This is a genomic window from Delftia sp. DLF01, from assembly GCF_014852125.1.
In the GTDB taxonomy this organism is placed as follows: Bacteria; Pseudomonadota; Gammaproteobacteria; order Burkholderiales; family Burkholderiaceae_C; genus Comamonas; species Comamonas acidovorans.
This window is the reverse complement of sequence record NZ_JACVAZ010000003.1, coordinates 941170-962850: the sequence shown is the minus strand read 5'-3', so window position 1 is coordinate 962850 and position 21681 is coordinate 941170. Positions and strand designations below refer to the sequence as shown.

Here is a 21681-nt window from a genome sequence, read left to right as displayed (position 1 = left end):
GAGCTTGCCGAGTTCGGGCTGATGGTCAGCGACCAGCTGAAGCCGCCACCCGTCTACCCCTTGCCGGAGAATGCTCTGGCCCTGAACCTATACCGGCGCTTCAGCAGCCAGTGGCGCGTGGGCGCCTCTGGCGCTGTCGGGCTGGATATGAATGTCTTCCTGCACGAACTGGACCGTCTTCGCGTGTCTGAGGAGGCATATGACTATGCACTGTGGGCCCTGGGCGTGATCGAGGATGAGGCTTTGAAGATCTCTGCCGAGGCCGGGTGAATGGGTCAGTTACCATGCCCGCTTTCATCATGGAGGGGCGTATGGCACTGATCGCATGCGAGGAATGCGGCAAGATGGTGAGCGATAAGGCGGCGGCCTGTCCGCAGTGCGGTGCACCCATAGCGGGTGCACCGTCCTCCGCCCCAGTAGCTCCGCCTTCAGAGCAAAAAGGCAGCATCTGGAAATGGATCATTGGCCTCCCGGTGGGCCTGTTCGTGATTTTGTTTCTCGTTGGCTCCTGCATAGGCAATACACCAGAAGGCAAGGAAAAGCGCCGTCAGCGAGACGTGATTGAGCTGTGCCGCAAAGAGCAGGCGCGGCAGTCTCTGGAGCCTGACGCCGCACGATTGGCTGCAAGTACCTGCGAGCAACTGGAACGCGATTTCCGCGCTCGATTCGGTAGCAGCCCATGACGCACTGATTGCATAACCCCAGCGCAAGATCGCTGGCGACCATTCACAAGCCCCGTGGCAGCAGCTGCGGGGCTTTTCTTTTTTCTGGGGTGTCTCATGGCAGCGGAAACCATTGGAACTGCGCGGGTTGACATCGTGGTCAACACCGATGACATGCAGACCGGCATTGAGGCCGCCAAACGGCAGATGCGAGGGTTCGAGGGCGCATCTGAAGCGGTCAAGCAGGAGCTGGGCCGCATGACCGACGCGCAGCGGCGTGCCGCCGAGCAGATGCTGCGCCAGGTCAACACCCTGCAGCTGGGCAAAGAGGGGATGACCGCATTCCGCATCGAGACGCGCACGACGGGTGAGGTGCAAAAGTACCTGCGCGAGCAGCTGGCGGCCACCAGTGCCGCCGCGCAGGCGAACGGCAACCAGTTTGCCATGTCGCAAAAGCAGATCAATGCCGCCATGCGCGGCGTGCCTGCGCAGATCACGGACATCGTGGTCAGCCTTCAGGGTGGGCAGGCTCCCCTCACTGTGCTGCTCCAGCAGGGTGGGCAACTGCGCGACATGTTCGGCAGCATCGGGGGCGCGGCTAAAGCGCTGGGCTCCACCATCCTGAGTCTGGTCAACCCTTTTACGTTGACAGCTGCGGCAGCTGCGGCGCTCATCTACCTCTACAACAAGGGCACTGCCGAGCTGGATGCCTATCGCTCGGCCATCGTGACGACAGGCAGCGCCATGGGTGTGACAGCTGGCCAGCTGCAGGTGATGGCGCAGCACATCGATGCATCCGTGGGCACGCAGATGCAGGCCGCAGAGGCCCTGACTGCCCTGGTCTCGCAGAACGCCACCTACGGCGACATGCTGGAGAAAAACGCCCAGGCCGCAGTGCGCTTCAGCCGCGTCACTGGCGAGTCTGTGGACAAGATCGCCAAGTCCTTTGCGGACTTGAAGAAAGATCCTCTGGATGCCTCCATCAAGCTCAATGAGCAGATGAATTTCCTGACCGACGCGACCTACAAGCAGATCAAGGCGCTGATGGAGCAGGGCCGAACCGTCGAGGCGGCGCGTGTGGCTCAGAACCAGTTCGCCGACTCGCTGAACGACCAGGCGGGAAAAATGGAGGCGAATCTGGGCACCATCGAGCGCGCGTGGCGCGGGGTCAAGGGTGCGATAGGCGAAGCGGTGGATGCTCTCCTCAATGTGGGGCGCAAGCAGGAAGGCCTGGCACTGGTCGCAAAGCAGGCCCAGACCGTGGCAAGCCTGGAGGCTCTGCAGGCGACGGGTGGGCGTGCGTACCAGACGGACCGGTTTGCCGCCCAGCTGGCGGCGGCCAAGGCAACCTTGACCACACTGCAGGAGCAGGCCAAGGTCGAGGCAGATGCCTCGGCTGCCACGGCCCGGGACGCAGAGCGCCGCAAGGCCTTGATTGCCTGGGATAAAGAGGGTGTCAAGTACCTCTCTGATGAAGAGAAATTGCGCAGAGAGATCCTGCGCCTGCGCAATGAGGGAGCGGCCGCCGGCGTCGAGCAGAAGGACATCGATGCCCGTATCAAGCATGCTCAGGAGGAGTACGCGAAAAAGCAGCGCGGCGCAGTGGCTGCGGCAAACCGCATCTCCAAGGCCGACCTCTCTGCAGACATCACCGACATCCAGATCCGCTATCGCCAGCTGACCACCGCCCAGGGCAACGCCGAACGCATGCTCGATGCGCAGCGCGCCGCCGGCCTGGTCAGCGAGCGGGACTACTACGCCCAAAAGCGCCAGTTCCTGGAGGACAACGCCGCGCTGCAGATCCGTGAGCTGGAGGAAGAAAATCAGCGCTACGCCAAGCAGTCGGCCACCGGTGCGGACAAGATCAACAACGACAAGAAGATCGCCCAGAACGTGGGGAAGATTGCCGAAATCCGGGCCAAGGCTGCCACGGACGTGGCCATCTCCACCCTGCAGGAGGAGGCGGCTAATCGCCAGCTGGAGGCCTCGTACAAGGCGCTTACGCAGTCCATGGAGGACTACCTGCAAAGCAGCCGGGACCGCTATCAGCGCGAGCTGGACGGCATGGGCCTAGGCAACCAATGGCGCGACCGCAACACGGCACAAAACCAGATCAATGACCGCTACCAGGGCCAGCGCAACGACCTGCGCAACAACCGCGAGCTGCTGGAGATGGCGGGCAAATGGAATGCGGAGCTGGAACAGCAATATGCGCGCCGCCTGCAGATCATCAATGACGCCAACCAGAAAGCGCTTGAGCTGGATGCCGACTTCTGGCGCCGCCGGCGTGAGCAGCAGTCGGATTGGTTCGTCGGCGCGAACGAGGCCATCGCCAACTATCTGGATGAGGTGGGCAACGTCGCCAAGCGCACCGAGGGCATCGTGGGGAATGCGCTGTCGGGGTTCACCTCGGCGGCCACTGATGCGCTCTATGCAGGCAATCTGGACTCGTTCGAATCGCTGGGCGAAACCATCGCAAAGCAGATCACGGCCGGGATCATTTCGCAGCAGATCAGCGCGCCGCTGGCCCAGTGGCTCAACGGCCAGTTGGGCGAATCAACCTCGTGGTTGTCCCAGATATTCGGCTCGCTCATGGGGGGCAAAGGCGGCGGTGGAGGCGGGGGCGGAATCGGCAGCCTTTTCAGCTTCCTGTTCAACGCAAAGGGCGGCGTCTACGACAGCCCCAGCCTGAGCCGCTACAGCAACCAGGTGCACAGCTCGCCCAAGCTCTTCGCGTTCGCCAAGGGCGCGGGCGTGTTCGGCGAGGCGGGACCTGAAGCCATCATGCCGTTGACCCGCAACTCTGCCGGTGTGCTCGGCGTGCGTGCCGTCAGCGAGCCCGGTGCTGTTGCGGGCGGCGGCCGTGGCGGGGATCGCATCTACAACATCAATGTGCCCGTGGAGGGCCGCGTGGACCGGCGCACCCGCAGCCAGATCGCTGGCGAGGTGGCGCTGCAGATGCGCAGTGCAGAGAGGATGCGATGAGCTTTATCGATGCGCGGATCAATGACAAGGTGGACATCGGCTTTGTCGGCGGCCCGGCCTGGCAAACGCTTGTGGTGCCGCTGGCCAGCGGCCGCAATCGCCGGCGGCAGGAATGGGCCATGCCGCACCACAAGTACACCGTGGACTACACCACGCTGGACCCGACGGTGCAGAACGACATCCTTGCCGCCTTCCTGGCGTGCCATGGGCAGATGCACACGTTTGCACTCAAGGACTGGAACGACTACCGGGCGCGGGGCCAGGTCATCGGCCAGGGCGACGGGGCGGCAACGCCCATGCAACTGGTCAAGGTCTATGCGTTCGGGCCCGCCCGCTACGTGCGGACCATCACGCTGCCCGTGGAGCGCACCGTACGCGTGTTCCAGGGGGGCGCTCAGGTGCCCTGCACCGTGGACAGGCTCACCGGCCTGGTCACGCCGCAAGCCCCCTGGCTGGCCGGCCAGGACATCACGGCGGATTTTGATTTCAACGTCCGTGTGCGGTTCTCGTCGGACTTCTTTGGCTTCACCCGCGACTCGCATGTATCAGCCCACACCACGGTGGAGCTGGTGGAGGAATTTGGAACATGAGGACCATCCCAATCGCCCTGCAGCAGCACCTGGATAGGGACACCACCACGGTGTGTCTGCTGGTGCGCATTGAGCCCGTGGCGCCCGGTTACGCCCCTGTGGGCGTGACCACGCTGGACCGCGATGTGTCGTTCGATTCCGGCAGCGGCGCGCTGCTGTACCGGGCGGCCGTAGGTGTTGACTCCAGCGCGCGCGTGAGCAGCTCGGATATGGCCGTAGACAACGCAGAGGGCACGAGCCTTGTGCCTGAGTTCGACGTGCCTGTGTCGGAGCGCGACCTGATCGCAGGCGCCTACGACTATGCCCGCTGGGCGAGCTACCTGGTCAACTTCGAGGGCACCACGCAGTTTGTCGAGCTTGCGCGCGGCGAGCTGGGCCAGGTGCGCGTGCTGCAGGGCATGTCGTTCACCTTCGAGATGTTGGGCCTCACGAAAAGGCTCAAGCAGACCATCGTGGAGAAGGACTCCCTGCGCTGCCGCGCGATCTTCGGCAGCCAGCCTGTGGGCACTCCTGGCGCGGAAGTTACCCAGCGGTTCCCTTGCGGCTTCCCAGTTGGGCCTCTATGGCAAAACGGCAGCGTGGTATCCGTCGGCGAAGAAAACACAGTGGTGTTCGAGACGGACTCTGGCGCCGCTGATGGTTTCTTCAAGCCTGGTGTGTTGCAGTGGCTCACCGGGCCGAACGCCGGCCGCACCTATGACATCGAGGAGTTCGCTTCAGGAGAAGCGACCCTGACTTTCCCCTCGATGTTCCCAATCTCCGAGGATGAAACCTACCGCATCAGGCCAGACTGCACGAAGTGGAAAGATGGCCCGAACGGGTGCAAGCACTGGTGGGGTCCGCAGTGGGTGCTGCACTACCGTGGCGAGCCGTACATCCCGGTGGGCGACACCGGCCAGGTCAACGCACCAGGGGCCAGCATATGAGCGCGCTCGTGGACTCTGCACGCAAGTACCTAGGCGTGCCATTCCGCCATCGCGGGCGCAGCGCCAGTGGCCTGGATTGCGCAGGCCTTGGCTGGATCGCATACCGCGACCTCGGCATTGAGCTGCCCGACGTGCGGGCCTATGGCCGCGAGCCCTTTAAAAACGGCTTGATGGAAGGCCTGCGCGCGGCCCTGGGCGATCCCGTTGATGACGGACCGCTGCCTGGCGATGTCGTCGTCATGCGCTTTGACAAAGACCCGCACCATGTTGCCCTGATTGCCAGGGCGCCATATGCGGACCAATTAACGATGATCCACGCTGACAGCATGCACGGCTGTGTCGTAGAACACAGGCTGAGCGACGACTGGCGGGCGCGGATCGTAGCCGTATATCGGAGGCCTGTGTAATGGCACGTCTTGCATTGGCCGTTGGCGGCGCTGTTGCTGGATTTATTGTTGGCGGTCCTGCCGGCGCGCAGGTGGGCTGGATGGCTGGCAGCGTTGTCGGGCAACTCATCCCACAGACAACTCGCGGACCGAGCATCGAGGAGGCTGGCACCCAAACAACCGCTGAGGGTGCTCCGCGCGCCATCGTGTACGGCACGGCGATGGTCTCGGGCAACGTCATCGACGCCGGCCGCACGCGCAAGATCACGAGCAAGGAGCGCCAGGGAAAGGGCGGCGCATCTGTCGAGACTGAAGCCCTACTGCGCACCTACGCGATTCGGATCTGCGAAGGCCCCATCGCTGGCGTGCTCGTCGCAAAGAAGGATGGAAAGATCGTCTACGACGTGCGCCCAGGTGCAGACTTCGAGGCTGATAGCTCCAAATTTCTGGCCGGCTGCCGCATCTATCTGGGCGACGAGGAGCAAATGCCTGATCCGGACCTGGAGGCTATCAGGGGTGTTGGCGAGGTGCCGGCGCATCGTGGCAGCGCGTACATCGTGTTCGTGGATGACGATGTGACCGACCGGCGCGGCTCCGTCCCTCAGTATGAGTTCGTGGTGGCGCGCAAAGTGTCTCAAACCGGTGGCGGCCTGGTGGCAGGTCCTGAGCTGGCGTCGCCCACCACATGGATTGACGTGGATGCCGACGGCCTGCCATATGCAATCACCGGCCGGGAGCAGCTGATACCTGGCCTGGACGAGGTGCGAGTGGGCGGGGCGCTCACGATCACGAAATGGGAGAAGGATTTCAGCGACCCAACGGAATTCAGCTGGGTCAATGCTGGAGACTCAGCGGGATCTGACCGGCTTTGGGTGATGGCGGCCAGAGACAACGGAATTGCCGTCTCATACGACGGCAATAACGGACTCCTCAAACTCATCAACAATGGAGGAGTATTGGGCTACGTCGCGCCAGACGCCTCCGCGCCGCCGCCGTGGTACTTCAACGAGCCTGGCTACTCATCCCCAGACCGTCGCGGCGCCATGGTCTGGATGACGGACTCAGCCTGGTACATCGGGATTCGGCAGACATCGGTGGCCCGCTGGAATCGGGTCTGCAAATTTGGCTATGAGCCCAGCACTGAGGAGGCCCGGAGCCTGCCATCGGCAACGATCTTTGACGTCAATGCCGATCCTGAAGCAGACGAAGACTTCGCCCTCCACCTCAGCCGCCAGGGCAAGCTGCGCATCCTGAACCGCGCCCCATCCCTGCGCCGCTACTCGCAAAACTTGGTGTGGGAGGCCGATGAAGTCGTGCCTGTCGAAGTTGCTGGCATCGCTGCGCTGGCATTCGGGGCTGATGATGAGCGTGACTTGCTGCTGGTGCTCACGGCCGCCAGTGCAACTGCATCCCTGCTCAGGATGTTCCGGCTGTCTTCCGGCGAGCTGCTGGCGACGCATGAGGTTGCGGGCGCGCCAACGGCATTCAGCCGCATCGTTTTTTCCTCGACAGACGCATACATCCAGTACGGGCTGAGCCTCTATCGACTTGGGCTGGGGTCGAGCCAGGGAGAGCCTGAGCTGCTGTCCGAGATCGTGGCCGACATCCACGCGCGCTGCGGTATCCCGGCCGCCGACTATGACGTGACGGAGTTGACCGACAGCGTGGATGGGTTGGTGCTGGCCAGCGCGGGCTACTCTGGCGCTGAGGCCATTGGCACCCTGCGCGTGCCGTACTTTTTCGACCTGGCGGAATGGGGAGGCAAGATGCGCTACATCAAGCGCGGCAAGCCTTCTGTGGCCACCATCGTGCTGGATGACCTGGTGGAGGAGCCAGACGAAAGCGAGCGGCAGGCCCAGATCGAGTACCCGCGCAAGATGCACCTGACGTACCAGTCGGCGGCCGTCAACTACGAGACGGCCCAGGCGACGAGCGACAGCTCTTCGCCAGACGTGCGCGTTACGGGTGAATCTGCGCTGCAGGTGCCAGTCGTGCTGACGCCTGAGCGTGCGGCTGAGATAGCGGCGATCCTGCACAAGGTCAGCCGGACGGAGGCGGATGGAGAGGTCAAGTTCTCGTTGCCAGACAGCTGGCTGCGTCTCGTGCCTTCGGACTGCGTTGCGCTGAACCTGCGCGGCACATCGCGCCGGCTGCGGATCGACGGCATCGAGATGGCGGGCGGCATCATGCAGATCACCACCCATGTGGATCGGCAAAGCGCATATGCATCGACAACGGGGTATGTGCCGCTGCCCACGCCAACGCCCCCGGCGTCCGGTGTTGTGGGAGACAGCGTGCTTGCGGTGCTCGACGTGCCCACACTGCGAGACGATGACGATGCGCTCTACTACTACGCTGCCGCCACGGGCGAGCGCGATGCATGGCGCGGTGCGCAGCTGCAGCGCAGCCTGGACGGAGGGGCATCGTATGTTGATGCGCTGGGCCTGGACTTTGCGGCGACCATCGGCCGCCTCGCATCGGCCGTGCCTGCTGCGTCACCTTGGTACACCGACCGCACCAATGTCATCGAGGTGGACCTGATCCGCCCTGGGGACAGCCTGGACAGCGTGACCGATGCGCAGTTTTTGCAGCGTGCTGGCGCCATCGCCTTGCAGCTGCCGGATGGATCGTGGGAGGTTGCGCAGTACCGGGATGCCGTGCACGTCAGCGGCGCGCGCTGGCAGCTGTCAACGCTGCACCGTGGCCAGCTCAACACGCCTGCAGCCGAGCATGCGGCCGGCGCGCTGCTGGTGTTGCTGGATGACGTGAGCCGCGTTACTGCGCAGTCCGCGTGGCTGCAGCGCGTGCTCACCCATCGTGCTCCGAGCTTTGGGGGCGCCGTTGAGAGCGCTGTCCCCCAGATGATGACCTACGCTGGCCGCGCGCAACGGGAGTGGCCTGTGGCGTCGTTGCGCCTGGTCGCCAGTGGCGGCCCCGTGGGCGGCAGCATCGTCGCTAGCTGGGCGCCTCGGCACCGTCTCGGCACCGATGTTTCGCCCGTGGCCAGCCAGTACTTCAGAGGCTTCAGGGTCTACGTCACGGACGCCTCAGGGCAGAGCACGACGCAGGACCTGACGGCCCAGAGCGTGACGCTGCAGCTCGGCGCCATGACCTGGCCGATTCGTGTTCATGTGGCCGCAGTCAATGCGATCACGGGCGCGGGGCCGTGGGTATGGCGTAGCACAGATGGCACTGCAGGCGAGGGCGACGGGCCGCCAGGCGACGATGGCAGCGGAGAGCCGCCCGTGGGCGACGGCACATGGCAGCGCGGGCTGACGATGATCGGCTCAGCTGCTGCGGGCGCGCGCGGGCAGATCATCGGTGGAGATGTGTACGCAGCCCAGAACTCCGGTGCGAGCTGGCAGATCTGGCGCCTGCGTGCAGACACGCTGGAGGTGATCCGAGGCGCATATGCCGGCCCATTTCTGTTCAGCCTCATCAACGATGGAGCGGCGCTGTATGCGGGAAGTTCTGGGTATGTCCGCAAGTTTGGGCTCGACCTGGATCTGCTGGCCACCGTGCAAGTCGGCGGGACGGGGGATGCGCAGAGCCTGGCATTGTGCGGCGGCGTGCTGTGGGTCGCGTGCCCGTACACGCCGGAGGTGGTCATGCTGGACCCCGGAACGCTGGCCTCGGCCGGCACCGGGCCGGCGCTGCGCATCAACACGCTGACCACGGATGGCGCGTATCTCTACGGCGCGAGCCGCGGCGACAACTGCATCTACAAGCTCGACGGCACAACCGGCGCGCTTGTGAACACATTCCCGACTGCCGATTTCCCGGCCGATGTGCTTGTGCACGCGGGCAAGCTGTGGGTCACAAGCCTACAGCCTGCGCCGCGCCTGCTGCGTTACGACGCGGGCACGGGCGCGCAGGAGGCATTCGAGCGGGGCCTGACAAACACCCCCGGCTCCCTGGGTGTCGCTGGGGATGTGCTGGGCGTGGGAGGCCGCAACAGCTTTGCCATCGACACCACCACGGGCCAGCTGCTCGGCAGCTTCTCGATACCGGACGACAGTCCCTCACAGGTCGCGCCGCCCATGGCGTCGATCATCAGCCCCACGCGCTTCATCGCTGGCGCGTGGAATTGGACCGCTTACTACGACTTGCAGCCATGAGTACACCCATCCTGCCTTTTGATGTCTGGCCGCCTGGCTCCAACCAGGCCAGCATCCCAGCCAACGACAACGCGCTGCGTTCCGAGATCCTCGCGGGCCGCGTCATAAGCAAGACCACGACTGCGCAGCCTTCTGGAGCGGAGGGGGCGATCTACATCATCCCGGCCGGAGCCACGGGGGCGATGTGGGCCACCTTCACCGCTGGCGATCTTGCCCTGTTTCGTGGGGGCACCTGGTACGCGTTCGCGCCCGTGACGGGCCTTGTCGTCCACATGCTCGGCAGTCTGCAGCAGTGGACCGGCTCGGCCTGGGAAGAGATGGCCGGCGGCGGTGGTAGTGCGCTGCAGAGCATCTGTGTTGCAGCCAGCGACGAGACCGCCGCGCTGACCGTGGGTGCTGGGAAAGTGACGTTCCGCATGCCCTACGCATTCACGCTTTCCGGCGTGCGCGCATCGCTGACAACGGCCCAGGCTAGCGGCTCGTTGTTCACCGTGGATATCAACGAGTCAGGGGCGTCGATCCTCTCGACAAAGCTGACCATCGACAACACCGAAAAGACCAGCACCACCGCCGCCGCGCCCCCGGTCATCAGCGACATCAACCTCGCAGACGATGCCGAGATCACCATCGACATCGACCAGGTGGGAGATGGTAGCGCGAAGGGTCTGAAGGTCTACTTGATCGGAGAGCCGGCATGAAGCGTCATCGCCAACGTGGGTTTCTCCTCAACCCCTACCGTTTCGGCGGCGGGGGCGGCGGTACGGACCCGCTGTATCCGTATGTCGCGCTGCATGTCGTCGGCAACGGCGTGAGCATCAGCGACGTGTCGCAAAACGGCATTGCTCTTGATGTGGGGGCTGGCGTTGGGCAGTCCAGCGCTGATCTTCCTGGGGGCATGGTTTTCAACGGCGCGGCCGACTCTCGCATCAAGACTCCAGCTTCCAGCCTGCTATCGCTCGGGTCTGGGGATTTTTGCATTGATGGTTTTCTGCGCACGACTGTTACCGGGTCGCACCAGACGATCCTCGATACACGCGGCAGCAGTGTGCAGGGTGTGGGGCTCTATGCCGGCGAGACGGGGAAATTTCTGTACACCAATAACTCGATCTCGCTCATCGACAGCAGTGTCAATTTCCCGCTGACCGCATTTCATTGGGCGGTTGAGCGTGTGAGTGGAGTCGTGACGGTCTATCTCAACGGCGTGGCCCGCGGCTCTGCTACAGATTCGCGAACGCTCGGGGTATCTCCCGAATATGTGATCGGCCAAAACTACATCGGCAGTCAGCCGCTGACCGGCACGGCGTCCGACATTCGCGTGACGCTGGTGGCGCGGTTCATGGGTAACTTCACCCCGCCAACGCCGCCGCTTCCGACATCTTGATTGCGGCTCAAGCTGCAACACATCAACCCGCTACGGCGGGTTTTTTCATGCCCGAAAGGATCTGATGCCCGAACCCACAACCACTGCAGCCGGGCTCGCTACCGTCGCCGGCGCCGCAGTCTCGACGTCTGCACTCACGGCATTCGGCGTCCCGCTGGGTCTGCACGTCGACCTGCTGCTGGCCGGCTTCTTCGGCGCCCTGGTGAGCATCATCTTGCTCAACACCGTGCCGGGCACTGCCGACACCTGGCGCGAGCTGCTGCGCACTTCCGTGCGGCGCCTGGCCGTGGCCTGGGCCTCCTCGATCACTGCCGGCTATCTCACGCCGCTGGCACTGCTCATCGCCAACGTGCCGGCATCGCTGATGCTGTCAATGGCGTTCCTGGTCGGTGCCGGCGCGCAGCGCGTGCTGCTCGCTCTCATGCGCAAGTATTGGCCGCAGGCCGGGGAGAGCTGATATGCGAGTTCTCGGCTTTTTTGCTCTCTGGATCTTCGGCCTGGTGGTCCTCGCCGAAGCGCTCAACAAGCTGGAGCGCACGCGGCCATGCCTGCCAGGCCTCACGCGCAATCAGCGGCTGCTCGCTTGGCTCAAGGCCTTGGCCTGGTGCCTGCTGGCGGCCGCCGGCGCCGGCGCGCTTGTCGCGCCCATCTTCGACTTCCCAGCACCCACGGCGCGTGAACTGTGCATGTTCGCGGGCTTTGTCGTGCTCATTGTTCGTACCCGATTCAAAGAGGGATAGACATGCAATTGACCCCCCATTTCACGCTGGCAGAAATGACTGCCAGCAGCACGGCCCAGCGCCAGGGCCTGGACAACACGCCAACGCCCGAAGCCCTGCAGCGCCTGGCGCTCACGGCCGCGATGCTGGAGCGCGTGCGCGCGCACCTGGGCGTGCCCATCGTCGTCACCAGCGGCTACCGCTCGCGCGCTGTCAATGCCGCCGTGGGCGGCGTCACCAGTAGCGACCACGCCATCGGCGCGGCCGCCGATATCGTGGCGCCACAGTTCGGCATGCCCTACGCCGTGGCCAAGGCCCTTGCCCCCCACGTCAACGCGCTGGGCATCGGTCAAATCATCTATGAGAGCGTGGGCGGCAAGCACTGGGTGCACCTGTCCACACGCACGCCGGAAAAACCCGTTAATCGGGTGATCACTGTCAGCGGAAAAAGCACGCTGGTGGGCGTCCAGGAGGTGTAGATGCTGGCCCTCCTCAAATCCCGCGCCTGGCAGTTCCTGGCCCTGGTGCTGGCCGTGCTGCTGCTGTGGCAGAGCCTGGCCCGCCAGGTGGACCGCGTGGCTGCATTCAGCGCCCGTGCTGACTTGGCCATGGAGCGCGCGGCCGCAGCTGCAGCGGCCGCCGAAACATCCGAGCGATATCGAAAACTGGAAGGCACCTACCGTGAAAACCTCGACACCATCGCCCGCGAATCTGGCCAGGCACAAGCCCGCGCTGCTGCTGACGCTGACGCTGCCCGCGTTGCTGCTGGCCGGCTGCGCGGCGACCTCGCCGACTACATCACAGCCCACCGTGCGGCCGCCCAGGCTCGCGCCGCTGCCGGACAGTGCGCGCCAGACGCCGGCGCCCTCGATCTGCTCGCCGAGCTGCAGCGCCGCGCTGACGAGCGAGCGGGAGAGCTGGCGCGCATTGCTGACGATGCCCGTGGACGGGGCAGCGCCTGCGAACGCTCCTACGACTCTGCAAGCCTATTGATGCGCGGCACTCAGGATCGGTAGCGGATTGATGGGGTTGTGCTGAGATCTGCCATCTAGCATCATGTGTCAAACCACAATAAAGGCATCACATGGCGCCCTCTATCCTTCCGTGGATTTTCGGCAAGTGCAGTTTAGACTGTGGCTTTTGTTCTATTGAGGCGGAACAAATTTCTTTATAAATTTGGATGCCAGTTTTTTGTGGGACATATGTCGATGCTGTGAGAGTGCAATGCTTGCTAATTAGATATTTCTTCAATGAAATTTGAAAAACTATGGTATCCAGTCATCAATTTAGATTGATTAAATTCTTTTCATCGGGTCGTAAGATTGTGGAGATAGATGAGGGAGAGTTTAATAATATTAAGCAGGCAAGAGAAGTTATGTCTGCAGCGCTCTCGCTTGAAGAAGTTTACGATTATTTTGTTTCAAATCTTAGGGATTTTGAGAAGGAGTTGTTGATTATTTCTGTTGATGACATGCTATTGTGCGATTTTTCGCACAACAATTTTTATACAATTAGTGCAGCTATAGGTAGAAGATTGGCTAATTTGCTATCCAGTGCTCGCTCCTATTTTGATCAAGCTCCTAGTTTATTTGCGGATTGTGCCTCTAAAGATGACTCTATGGAGTTGGCTAAGCGCTTTGTGAGTGCGGAGTATGATGCGAAAGCTGAATATCGTGTTATGGAGGCGCTTAGAAATCACGTGCAGCATAAAGACGTGGGTGTGCTATCACATACCATTGGTGGCTGCCGTGAGCCAGTTGATGGGCATAAAGTTTTTAGCGTAGCCCCTAGCTTAACAGGTAGACGCTTACTTGAGAATAAAAAAACCAAGGCATCAGTTCGCCCTGATATAAAAGAAAAAATGGATTTAAGATTGTTGGTTCGGACTTATGCAGAATCCATTTCTAAGATTCATGGCCAGCTCAGGTTGGAATCTAAGGAAAGTGTGGAACGTGCGCGGAAATTTGTTGATGAATGCTTTGCTAAGAATGAGTCTGGCGCAGACCATGGTAGTCTAGATAATCTGTGTGTTGAGAAGCTGATTTCAAATAAGGTTTGTGAAAGGTTTTACGTTGTTACCGCATGGGATGATACGCGCCAGTGGCTTATTAGTCGTAACCCAGTGCTTGGAGACTATTCAAAGCACTATGTGACTGGAAAAATTGGCGCCTAATTCTGTATTTTTGAATTTTTTACTTTGCGATTGACGTTTGTTAAGTCTTAAAATGGCGTAAGTTTCTGCGTTTTTGCAGCGTTGCTTTTAGTGCAGAACTGTTCTTCTAGACATTTCTTGGTTGCGGCGTAATGGCGCATGCTATGAGGGGGATGAGCTTTATTGTTATCCATTAAAATGGCGCCAGTGATCGCTCGACGGACACAGGGCCAAGACCGCAGTAAATGCGGTCCCCGTCAAGATCCGTGACAACAAACCAGCCTGGTTGTACCTCATCAATTGAGTAGTGCTCCGGATGGCCTGGCAGGATCTGGACCTCTGGGGTGCCAAACCATCTGGGCATCGTGAGCAGAGTGGGGTAAAGCTCAACATCAAGAGGCATTTTCATAAGGTCTCCTGGGGTTACGTCCGCGCAATTGGGATATCGCGCAGCTCTGTCGTGTAGCGCGGGGTTCGGCGGTCCTGGCGCATGCCCCAGCCGGACTCCTGCTGTGCGCTGGCCATGCCTACAGTGCCCCTGCCATATCGCGCATTGAGTTGGTCCATGGCTTCCATGAGTGGGCTGTGGTCGCGTGCGAAGTCAGTGGGCACATCGAGCAATGAGGCTTGCTGCAATGCCACGGTGGAGAGATCCAGAAGCATCACGCCGGCCTTTGAAAGCTGATAGCCAGGCTCGTAGATCTTGGTGATTCCGTGCGCAGCAGCCCGCACAAGCAAAGCTGTGTCGCTGCTGGGCTGCTGGAGCTGGACCGTGGTGCTGCGGGCAAAACGTGGGCCATCCCGGAATGGGCTCGTGTGCGCGAACACATGCACGGCGCCGGCCCTGTGGTCTTGTGCGCGCAGCTTTTCTGCCGCGCGCTGGGCAAAGGCGGAGACAGCCTCAACCAGCGGCGCCAGGTCGCTGACCGGGCGGCCAAAAGAACGCGTGCAGGCAATCTGCTGCTTTGGTGGTGGCTCATTCTCCAGCCCCAGGCAAGGCATGCCCTGCAGCTCGCGCGCTGTGCGCTCCAGCACCACACCAAAGTGGGCGCGCAGCAGCGGCTGTGGGGCGCGGGCAAGGTCCCAAGCCGTGAAGATTTTGTGATCCAGCAGGCGCATCTTGATTCGGCGCCCCACGCCCCAGACGTCGCCCACGGGCACGCTTTCCAGCAGCGACTGCAGCTGTGCTGGCGAAAGCTCGGTGAGGTTGCATACCTGAGCCAGTGAGGCAGGGTAGCTGCCGGGCTTGCGCTCCGCGTCTTTGGCCACATGATTGGCGACCTTGGCCAAGGTCTTTGTGGGGCCGATGCCGATGCACGTGGGGATGCCGACGCCGCGCAAGATGCGGTCACGGATTGCCCAGGATCTGCGCGTCACGTCGTGCACGCCAGCCAGGCCAATGAAACATTCATCGATGCTATAGATCTCTTGCTCTGGGCCGAGGCCGGCCGCGAGAGACATCATGCGGTCGCTCATGTCGCCGTACAGCACGAAATTTGCGGACAGGGCAACAAGGCCCTGATGAATGCGATGCTTGATCTGAAAGAAGGGCTCACCCATCTTGATGCCGAGGGCCTTTGCTTCCTCGGAGCGGGCAATAGCGCAGCCATCGTTGTTGCTCAGGACGATTACAGGCAGGCCCTTCAGCGCTGGGCGGAAAACGCGCTCGCAGCTCACGTAAAAATTGTTGCCGTCCAGCAGCGCGAACATGACCTGATCTCACAATGTGCGGAACGACTTGACGGCACACGTCACCACGCCCCAGATCTCCAGCTGTTGGCCTTCTTTTGCCCGGATGTCGGGATACGTGGGGTTCTCGGGACGCAGCATCACCTGGTCGAACCTGGACCACAGCCGCTTGCAGGTGAAATCTCCATCGACCTCGGCAACCACAATGTCGCCGTGCTGCGGCCGCAGGTACTTGTCAACCACCAACAAATCTCCGTCAAAGATTCCCGCGCCCGTCATTGAGTCGCCGCGCACTCGCAGGAGAAATGTGCACTGGGGGTGCTTGACCATGATCTTGGCCAAGTCGATGCGGGCACAGCTAAAGTCTTCTGCCGGGCTTGGAAAGCCAGCGCGTACCGGGCTGTCAGGGGCCGGCAGTGGCATCGAAGGCATCGTGGCTGCGACGGGGCTGGTGGGGGTGATGAGGTGGGGCATGGCCGAATTCCTTGTGCTGTATAAATATACAGTAATCGGAGATTCCCTCAAGTCAGCGCGTTCCCGCGCTGTGGCGTATATGACCCGGCGAAGCGAGAGGCTGATGCGCGGAAGAAAGTAGAATGTTTCGCTTCGACTCCTTAAAGCTGGTGGGACGAAGTTGGTAGACGCTGTAAGCTATTGATTTGTAACGGTGGAATTTTCCCTTACAAGGCGTAGGTCGGCGGTTCGACCCCGTCAGCACCCACCAAGAACAAAAGGCGAACGAAAGTTCGCCTTTTCTATTTCTGCCATTGAAAGACGACAGACCATGTTCGAATCCATCCGCAAGCATTCCAAGTTCGTGATGATCTTGTTGTTCTTGCTGATCATTCCCTCGTTCATCTTCGTGGGTGTGAACCAGAACTACTTCACAGAGTCCAGCGTCATCGTCGCACGTGTCGATGGTCATGAGATCAAGCAGGCCGACTGGGAGAACGCGCACCGCATGGAGAGTGATCGCCTGCGCGCCGAGAACCCCAACATCGACCCCAAGCTGCTGGACTCGCCGCAGGCGCGCTACGCCACGCTGGAGAAGATGGTGCGTGACCAGGTGCTGGCCGCTGCCGTGCAGAAGATGCACCTGGCAGCGTCCGATGCGCAACTGGTGCGCACGCTGCAGGAGATCCCCGCGATTGCCGCGCTCAAGAAGCCTGACGGCTCGATGGATGCCGAGGCCTATCGCGCCCTGGTCGGATCGCAGGGCCTGACGCCCGAAGGCTTCGAGGCCAACCTGCGCCGCGAACTGTCCATGAACCAGGTGATGGGTGGCGTGACGGGTACGGCCTTTGCGACCGACACCCAGGTCAAGCAGGCCATCGATGCGCTGTACCAGCGCCGCGAAGTGCAGGTGGCCCGCTTTGAAGCCAGCGCCTACGCCAGCAAGGTCCAGCCCACCGAGGCAGACCTCAAGGCCTACTACGATGCCCACACCAGCCAGTTCCAGCAATCGGAGCAGGCCAAGGTGGAATACCTGCTGCTGGACGTTCCCAGCATCGAGGCCGGCATCACGCTGAGCGAAGACGATGTGCGCTCCTACTACAACCAGAACGCCGAGCGCCTGGCCGGCCCCGAAGAGCGCCGTGCCAGCCACATCCTGATCAATGCAAGCAAGGATGCGCCTGCTGCCGAGCAGGAAAAAGCCAAGGCCAAGGCCGAGGAACTGCTGGCCGAGCTGCGCAAGGACCCCAAGCGCTTCGCCGAACTGGCCAAGGCCAATTCGCAGGACGGTGGCTCCGCTGCATCGGGTGGCGATCTGGGCTACTTCGGCCGTGGCGCCATGGTCAAGCCCTTCGAGGACGCAGCCTTCGGCATGAAGGTGGGCGACATCAGCGACGTGGTGCACAGCGACTTCGGCTACCACATCATCTCGCTGGTGGACATCAAGAAGCCCAAGGCTCCGAGCTTCGAGCAGATGCGTCCCAAGCTGGAAGCCGAACTCAAGCAGCAGCAGGCCCAGCGCAAGTTCGCCGAACTGGCGGAAGGCTTCTCCAACGCGGTCTACGAGCAGTCGGACAGCCTGCAGCCCGTGGCAGAAAAGTTCAAGCTCACCGTGCAAAAGGCAGACCATGTGACGCGCCAGCCCGGCCCCAACGTCAAGGGTCCCCTGGCCAATCCCCGTTTCCTGGAGGCGCTGTTCTCCAGCGACTCGCTGAACAACAAGCGCAACACCGATGCGGTGGAGCTGGGTTCCAGCCAACTGGTGGCCGGCCGCGTGGTGGAGTACACGCCTGCCCGTACGCTGCCCATGGCCGAGGTGGGCGACAAGCTGCGCACCCTGTACGTGGCGCAAAAGTCCGCCGAACTGGCCAAGGCCGATGGCGAGGCCAAGCTCGCCGCATGGAAGGCCAAGCCTGATGCGGCGCAACTGCCTGCCGCCAAGGTGATCAGCCGTGACCAGCCCGAAGGCCTGTCGCGCGAAGTGGTGGATGCCGCCCTGCGCGCACCGACCGCTCAGCTGCCTGCCTGGACGGGTGTCGACATGGGTGCCCAAGGCTATGCCGTGGTCAAGATCAACCGCATCGTCGAGCGCCCGGCCGATGATGCACAGGCTGCTGCCGCGCAGAAGCAGGACTTCCTGCGAAGCTCTGCGGTCGCAGAAGCTATGGCATACTACGAGCTTCTCAAGAAACAGCTCAAGGTGCAGATCAAGGTCCCGCGCCCCTGATGAGAGAAATTTCTAGCAAAACAGAAATTTCAAAAATCAAGCAGTTTTTTGGAATAGAATAGCGTTCTTCTACGGTGGCTGTAGCTCAGTTGGTAGAGTCCAGGATTGTGATTCCTGTTGTCGTGGGTTCGAGCCCCATCAGCCACCCCAAATAGAAAAATCCCCAGAGCAGAAATGCTCTGGGGATTTTTGCTTTGGGCGGCAGGGGGGACTGGTTGTCCCCGGAAGCATCCAGATGCGCCTGGCAAGGTTCCTGCCGGCTGCGGCTGCATGGAGGATGGTTGCATCCTGCCCGTTGCCCGCGTCCCCCAATGCGCCTTTGTTCCGGCTGCTCCCGATGCGTCACGCAACGCCTGTTCCAAAGCATTTGCCTGCTGGTTTTTGGCATATAATCGAATGCTTCAACGGTGGCTGTAGCTCAGTTGGTAGAGTCCAGGATTGTGATTCCTGTTGTCGTGGGTTCGAGCCCCATCAGCCACCCCAAACAAGAAAATCCCCAGTGCAGAAATGCGCTGGGGATTTTTGCTTTGGGCGGAAACTTTTTCTTCCTCGGGCTGGAAGCGGGCGGGATATTCGCATGGCCAAATCGCGCTGAGGCTGGATTGCGGCCGCTCATGCTGCCGTGGATTTTCAGGCGCTTGATGCGAGGCCTGCCTGCGTGACTTCGCGATCTGCCGTACCGCCACCGTGGCCATGCCCGTTGCGCGGGCCGTTCCGCCGAGCTTGCTGGATGGGGTGTTGCGCTCTGCGCAGGTTTTTATAAGACAAGTCCTATATTTGTCCCATGACCTGTGTCAATAGGTGTTTTGCATTGCTATTGAATTACGATTGCAAACATCAATCAAGAGCAATGGCGCAGGGCTTGCAGGCCTGTCGCATGGTCCCCCGCCAACGAGAAGCACGCTTGCATGAAAAATCCCGGTTACACGCGCAACGGCTGTCCAGGCGGCAGGTGGCAACGGCCCCGTGGCTTCACCCTCATCGAGATGATGGTTGTGGTGGCGCTGGTCGCGATTCTGGCCGCTCTGGCCGCTCCTTCCTTCATCGTCCAAATAGCCAACCAGCGCGTCAGCTCGGCTGCGCTTGAGTTGCAGTCGTTGCTGCAGCTGGCTCGCTCCGAAGCGGTCTACAAACGAGTGGAAAGCAGCTTCGTGGGCGCGGGGCAGACATGGTCCGCCAAGTCGGGAGGGCAACTGGTGCGCGAGGCCCGGGTGCCTGATGCCGTGACCGTGTCGCCCTCCGGTGATTCTTCCCAGGGCGTCCTGTTCGAAACCACGGGGACCGCCAGGCAGTTCTCCGGCGCCAGCACGCTGTACACGCTGACCGTCACGGCTCGCCATGCCACGCGCATGCACTGCCTGAGAGTGACTCGCGCCGGGCTTGTGCGCCAGCAGCGGCTGCCTGCCGGCGGCAGTTGCTGATGCGCGTGCAACGGGTCTGCAACATGTCCATTCCTTTTTCTTCTCGCAGGCAACGCGGCGCAGGCCTTATCGAGGTACTCGTCGCCGTGCTGCTGGTGGCCGTGGGGCTGCTGGGCGCCGTGCGCATCCATGTGCGTGCCATTGAATACACCGTGGATACCGAGCGGCGCCAGATGGCATCCATGCTGGCTTCCGAACTGCTGGAGACCCTGCGGGGGGATACGGCCACGGTCCTGGACGCGAAGGGTGCGCCCGTGGAGGAACTGGCCGGCTATCAGAAGCTGCAGGGGGCCGCGATGCCCGCGGCCCCTGCGGCCTGCCAGCCTTTGCCGCAGCCGCGGGAGCAGCGCCTGGCCTGCTGGGGCGACCGGGCCCGCAAGCTGGTGCCCGATCTCACCGCGGACCGCATCGACAGCTCCTTCGCCGTGAGCGCCGATGCCGATGGCCTGGTGTCCGTGACGGTGGCCTGGCCGGTCAAGAAAGGCCAATGTCTGGATGGAAGCGACAATGAATTTTGCACATTCACGCTGCGGTCGCGGCTTTGAGCGCGGGCCGGGCGCATGGGCGTGCCGCATGCGCGTGCCGTCCCAGGCGGGCCTGTCCCTGGTGGAGATTCTGGTGGCGCTGGCCATCGGCCTGTTCCTCGTGCTGATTGCCACCACCATCTACATGCAGGGGCTGTCGAGCTTCGGTTTTCGCGTGGGGCAGAGCGAGAACCTTGGCAACAGCCGGCTGGCACTGGCCGTGCTGGACTCCGAGTTTTCCAAGGCAGGCTACAGGAGAGATCCTTCGCAGGCGATGTTCGACGCATTTCCTGCCGATTCCTCGCCCCATCCCAACGGCTGCCAGTTCGCCCAGGGACAGGCGCTCTACGCGGCTGACGCGCAGAGCATCTGCCTTCGCTTCCAGCCCCGGGACGCGGCGGAAACCGATTGTGCGGGCACGCCCGCGAACCTGGGAGCCGCCGGCCCCTATGACGCTCCGGCGCCGGCGACCGGCATGTTCGCGGAGAAATACACCGTTGAAAGTGGTGTGCTGGTCTGCCGGGCTGCGCAGGAGGTTGTGCCGCTTGCCGATGGCGTGCGGGCGGTGCATTTCGAGTTCGGCATCGATCGGCAGACAGCGCCCGGCGCGATACGTCGGGTCGATGCCTTCGCGGCCACGTTGCCCGGGCAGCAGGAAGCCATCCGTTCCCTGCGCCTTGCCCTCTTGCTGGAAAGCTCCGGCAAGGTGACGCAGGGCATGGCCTCCACCGTCTGCGAGCGTTGGGCGCAACTGGGCGGCGCCGCGGCCCGATGCGATGCGAATGCCGGCGCCCTGCTGCGACTGGCCACCGGCACACTCACCCTGAGGAATCTGATGCCATGACCGCGCTGATCGGAGCCCGGAGCCGCCGCTGCATGTCCTGTGTCCTGCGCGAGCGCGAGCGCGGCAATGCCTTGCTGGTGTCCATGATCATGCTGCTGCTGGTGTTGTTGCTGGCGGTGGTCGGCATGCGCGTGGCCACGCTGGAGGCGCGCATCGCCGCCAACATGGTGGATAGCCAGCGGCTGTATGAAACCGCGGATGGCACGCTGCGAGAAGGCGAGCGCAAGCTGCTGGAGCATGCCGTCGCGCTCAAGTCTTGCAAAGGCGCCGGCACTCCGGTGGCCGAGGGCAGCGGCATTCCCTGCTCGGTGTCCGACGTGCGTACGGACTCCATCGGGCTCGGCACGGATTTTCGGACGACCAAGGCCAAGGCGGCCGGGTTTCAGAAGCCCGATGGGTACTGGTATCCCCGATACATCACGACCGCCTGTCCCAAGTCGGGTAGTGCGACGTCCGCGCTGGATGCACCCGCCACCGGCTGCACGGACTTCTATGAGGTCAATGCCCAGGCCACGGAAAAGTCGCAGGCCCAGGCCTGCGGAGCGGATGCGCTGTGCCTGCGGTCCAGCGTCAACATGTTCATAAAGTAAGCAGGGGGAGGGAG

The 21681-nt window shown here is 62.3% G+C and carries 21 protein-coding genes and 2 tRNA genes; 21 read left to right on the top strand and 2 right to left on the bottom strand.

Translation table 11 applies throughout. The features are described from left to right. Window positions 1–21 precede the first annotated feature (21 nt). The 14 genes from IB269_RS19560 to IB269_RS19495 all read left to right on the top strand — a co-directional run bounded on the left by IB269_RS19560 (window position 22) and on the right by IB269_RS19495 (window position 13940). Entirely contained in the window at window positions 22–270 is a 249-nt protein-coding gene (locus tag IB269_RS19560; RefSeq protein WP_192368036.1) for a DUF1799 domain-containing protein, read from the top strand. Window positions 271–311: 41 nt separating this feature from the next. Continuing rightward, window positions 312–683 (top strand): zinc-ribbon domain-containing protein, encoded by a 372-nt coding sequence (locus IB269_RS19555; RefSeq protein ID WP_192368035.1) that lies wholly within the window; start codon window positions 312–314, stop codon window positions 681–683. Between the two features lie 96 nt (window positions 684–779). Beyond that, window positions 780–3647 carry a phage tail tape measure protein gene (locus IB269_RS19550; protein ID WP_192368034.1) on the top strand — a complete coding sequence of 956 codons (2868 nt, stop codon included), beginning with the start codon at window positions 780–782 and terminating at the stop codon, window positions 3645–3647. Beyond that, entirely contained in the window at window positions 3644–4237 is a 594-nt protein-coding gene (locus IB269_RS19545; RefSeq protein WP_192368033.1) for a DUF2460 domain-containing protein, read from the top strand. Before IB269_RS19550 ends, IB269_RS19545 begins: the two co-directional genes overlap by 4 nt. Next, window positions 4234–5163, top strand: coding sequence for a DUF2163 domain-containing protein (locus tag IB269_RS19540; RefSeq protein ID WP_192368032.1), 930 nt, complete (start codon window positions 4234–4236; stop codon window positions 5161–5163). The genes IB269_RS19545 and IB269_RS19540 overlap by 4 nt, the downstream gene beginning before the upstream one ends. Beyond that, window positions 5160–5570, top strand: coding sequence for a C40 family peptidase (locus IB269_RS19535; RefSeq protein WP_192368031.1), 411 nt, complete (start codon window positions 5160–5162; stop codon window positions 5568–5570). The genes IB269_RS19540 and IB269_RS19535 overlap by 4 nt, the downstream gene beginning before the upstream one ends. Continuing rightward, window positions 5570–9667 carry a phage tail protein gene (locus IB269_RS19530; RefSeq protein WP_225614200.1) on the top strand — a complete coding sequence of 1366 codons (4098 nt, stop codon included), beginning with the start codon at window positions 5570–5572 and terminating at the stop codon, window positions 9665–9667. Before IB269_RS19535 ends, IB269_RS19530 begins: the two co-directional genes overlap by 1 nt. After that, entirely contained in the window at window positions 9664–10365 is a 702-nt protein-coding gene (locus IB269_RS19525) for a DUF2793 domain-containing protein (RefSeq protein ID WP_192368030.1), read from the top strand. Before IB269_RS19530 ends, IB269_RS19525 begins: the two co-directional genes overlap by 4 nt. Then, window positions 10362–11048: a LamG-like jellyroll fold domain-containing protein gene (locus IB269_RS19520; protein WP_192368029.1), complete on the top strand. Its 687-nt coding sequence runs from the start codon at window positions 10362–10364 to the stop codon at window positions 11046–11048. Before IB269_RS19525 ends, IB269_RS19520 begins: the two co-directional genes overlap by 4 nt. Before the next feature lie 64 nt (window positions 11049–11112). Beyond that, window positions 11113–11505 carry a hypothetical protein gene (locus IB269_RS19515; RefSeq protein WP_180317500.1) on the top strand — a complete coding sequence of 131 codons (393 nt, stop codon included), beginning with the start codon at window positions 11113–11115 and terminating at the stop codon, window positions 11503–11505. Window position 11506: 1 nt separating this feature from the next. Continuing rightward, complete coding sequence (locus IB269_RS19510; RefSeq protein ID WP_192368028.1) at window positions 11507–11788, top strand: hypothetical protein; 282 nt, start codon at window positions 11507–11509, stop codon at window positions 11786–11788. Window positions 11789–11790: 2 nt separating this feature from the next. Continuing rightward, the gene (locus IB269_RS19505) at window positions 11791–12246 is read left to right on the top strand and encodes a D-Ala-D-Ala carboxypeptidase family metallohydrolase (RefSeq protein WP_192368027.1); all 456 of its coding nucleotides are present in this window, start codon (window positions 11791–11793) and stop codon (window positions 12244–12246) included. Then, window positions 12247–12783, top strand: coding sequence for a DUF2514 family protein (locus IB269_RS19500; RefSeq protein WP_192368026.1), 537 nt, complete (start codon window positions 12247–12249; stop codon window positions 12781–12783). Between the two features lie 251 nt (window positions 12784–13034). Beyond that, window positions 13035–13940, top strand: a complete 906-nt coding sequence (locus IB269_RS19495; protein WP_192368025.1) for a hypothetical protein — start codon at window positions 13035–13037, stop codon at window positions 13938–13940. A gap of 402 nt (window positions 13941–14342) precedes the next feature. Here the strand turns inward: IB269_RS19495 and IB269_RS19490 are convergent, their stop codons facing one another. After that, window positions 14343–15629, bottom strand: a complete 1287-nt coding sequence (locus IB269_RS19490) for a Y-family DNA polymerase (protein WP_192368024.1) — start codon at window positions 15627–15629, stop codon at window positions 14343–14345. A 9-nt stretch (window positions 15630–15638) separates the two neighbouring features. Further along, window positions 15639–16082 (bottom strand): LexA family protein, encoded by a 444-nt coding sequence (locus tag IB269_RS19485; protein WP_126312333.1) that lies wholly within the window; start codon window positions 16080–16082, stop codon window positions 15639–15641. A 310-nt stretch (window positions 16083–16392) separates the two neighbouring features. On the opposite strand from IB269_RS19485, the gene IB269_RS19480 reads away from it, so the two are divergent. The 7 genes from IB269_RS19480 (at window position 16393) to IB269_RS19450 (ending at window position 21667) form a co-directional block, all read left to right on the top strand. Next, a complete protein-coding gene (locus tag IB269_RS19480) occupies window positions 16393–18288 on the top strand; it encodes a SurA N-terminal domain-containing protein (RefSeq protein WP_013803122.1) in 1896 nt (631 codons plus the stop codon). A 74-nt stretch (window positions 18289–18362) separates the two neighbouring features. After that, window positions 18363–18438, top strand: a tRNA-His gene (locus tag IB269_RS19475). Window positions 18439–18695: 257 nt separating this feature from the next. Then, a tRNA-His gene (locus IB269_RS19470) sits at window positions 18696–18771 on the top strand. A 425-nt stretch (window positions 18772–19196) separates the two neighbouring features. After that, a complete protein-coding gene (locus IB269_RS19465; RefSeq protein ID WP_065346276.1) occupies window positions 19197–19709 on the top strand; it encodes a GspH/FimT family pseudopilin in 513 nt (170 codons plus the stop codon). Window positions 19710–19732: 23 nt separating this feature from the next. Then, entirely contained in the window at window positions 19733–20254 is a 522-nt protein-coding gene (pilV, locus tag IB269_RS19460) for a type IV pilus modification protein PilV (RefSeq protein ID WP_225614199.1), read from the top strand. Further along, entirely contained in the window at window positions 20217–21077 is an 861-nt protein-coding gene (locus tag IB269_RS19455; protein WP_225614198.1) for a prepilin-type N-terminal cleavage/methylation domain-containing protein, read from the top strand. The genes pilV and IB269_RS19455 overlap by 38 nt, the downstream gene beginning before the upstream one ends. Next, the gene (locus IB269_RS19450) at window positions 21074–21667 is read left to right on the top strand and encodes a PilX N-terminal domain-containing pilus assembly protein (RefSeq protein ID WP_192368022.1); all 594 of its coding nucleotides are present in this window, start codon (window positions 21074–21076) and stop codon (window positions 21665–21667) included. Before IB269_RS19455 ends, IB269_RS19450 begins: the two co-directional genes overlap by 4 nt. The last annotated feature ends 14 nt before the right edge of the window (window positions 21668–21681 follow it).

Bases quoted from the DNA above. Each gene is read 5' to 3' on its own strand.
- IB269_RS19560 (WP_192368036.1), top strand. From the start codon at position 22: ATGGTCAGCGACCAGCTGAAGCCGCCACCCGTCTACCCCTTGCCGGAG.
- IB269_RS19555 (WP_192368035.1), top strand. From the start codon at position 312: ATGGCACTGATCGCATGCGAGGAATGCGGCAAGATGGTGAGCGATAAG.
- IB269_RS19550 (WP_192368034.1), top strand. From the start codon at position 780: ATGGCAGCGGAAACCATTGGAACTGCGCGGGTTGACATCGTGGTCAAC.
- IB269_RS19545 (WP_192368033.1), top strand. From the start codon at position 3,644: ATGAGCTTTATCGATGCGCGGATCAATGACAAGGTGGACATCGGCTTT.
- IB269_RS19540 (WP_192368032.1), top strand. From the start codon at position 4,234: ATGAGGACCATCCCAATCGCCCTGCAGCAGCACCTGGATAGGGACACC.
- IB269_RS19535 (WP_192368031.1), top strand. From the start codon at position 5,160: ATGAGCGCGCTCGTGGACTCTGCACGCAAGTACCTAGGCGTGCCATTC.
- IB269_RS19530 (WP_225614200.1), top strand. From the start codon at position 5,570: ATGGCACGTCTTGCATTGGCCGTTGGCGGCGCTGTTGCTGGATTTATT.
- IB269_RS19525 (WP_192368030.1), top strand. From the start codon at position 9,664: ATGAGTACACCCATCCTGCCTTTTGATGTCTGGCCGCCTGGCTCCAAC.
- IB269_RS19520 (WP_192368029.1), top strand. From the start codon at position 10,362: ATGAAGCGTCATCGCCAACGTGGGTTTCTCCTCAACCCCTACCGTTTC.
- IB269_RS19515 (WP_180317500.1), top strand. From the start codon at position 11,113: ATGCCCGAACCCACAACCACTGCAGCCGGGCTCGCTACCGTCGCCGGC.
- IB269_RS19510 (WP_192368028.1), top strand. From the start codon at position 11,507: ATGCGAGTTCTCGGCTTTTTTGCTCTCTGGATCTTCGGCCTGGTGGTC.
- IB269_RS19505 (WP_192368027.1), top strand. From the start codon at position 11,791: ATGCAATTGACCCCCCATTTCACGCTGGCAGAAATGACTGCCAGCAGC.
- IB269_RS19500 (WP_192368026.1), top strand. From the start codon at position 12,247: ATGCTGGCCCTCCTCAAATCCCGCGCCTGGCAGTTCCTGGCCCTGGTG.
- IB269_RS19495 (WP_192368025.1), top strand. From the start codon at position 13,035: ATGGTATCCAGTCATCAATTTAGATTGATTAAATTCTTTTCATCGGGT.
- IB269_RS19490 (WP_192368024.1), bottom strand. From the start codon at position 15,629: ATGTTCGCGCTGCTGGACGGCAACAATTTTTACGTGAGCTGCGAGCGC.
- IB269_RS19485 (WP_126312333.1), bottom strand. From the start codon at position 16,082: ATGCCCCACCTCATCACCCCCACCAGCCCCGTCGCAGCCACGATGCCT.
- IB269_RS19480 (WP_013803122.1), top strand. From the start codon at position 16,393: ATGTTCGAATCCATCCGCAAGCATTCCAAGTTCGTGATGATCTTGTTG.
- IB269_RS19465 (WP_065346276.1), top strand. From the start codon at position 19,197: ATGAAAAATCCCGGTTACACGCGCAACGGCTGTCCAGGCGGCAGGTGG.
- pilV (WP_225614199.1), top strand. From the start codon at position 19,733: ATGTCCATTCCTTTTTCTTCTCGCAGGCAACGCGGCGCAGGCCTTATC.
- IB269_RS19455 (WP_225614198.1), top strand. From the start codon at position 20,217: ATGAATTTTGCACATTCACGCTGCGGTCGCGGCTTTGAGCGCGGGCCG.
- IB269_RS19450 (WP_192368022.1), top strand. From the start codon at position 21,074: ATGACCGCGCTGATCGGAGCCCGGAGCCGCCGCTGCATGTCCTGTGTC.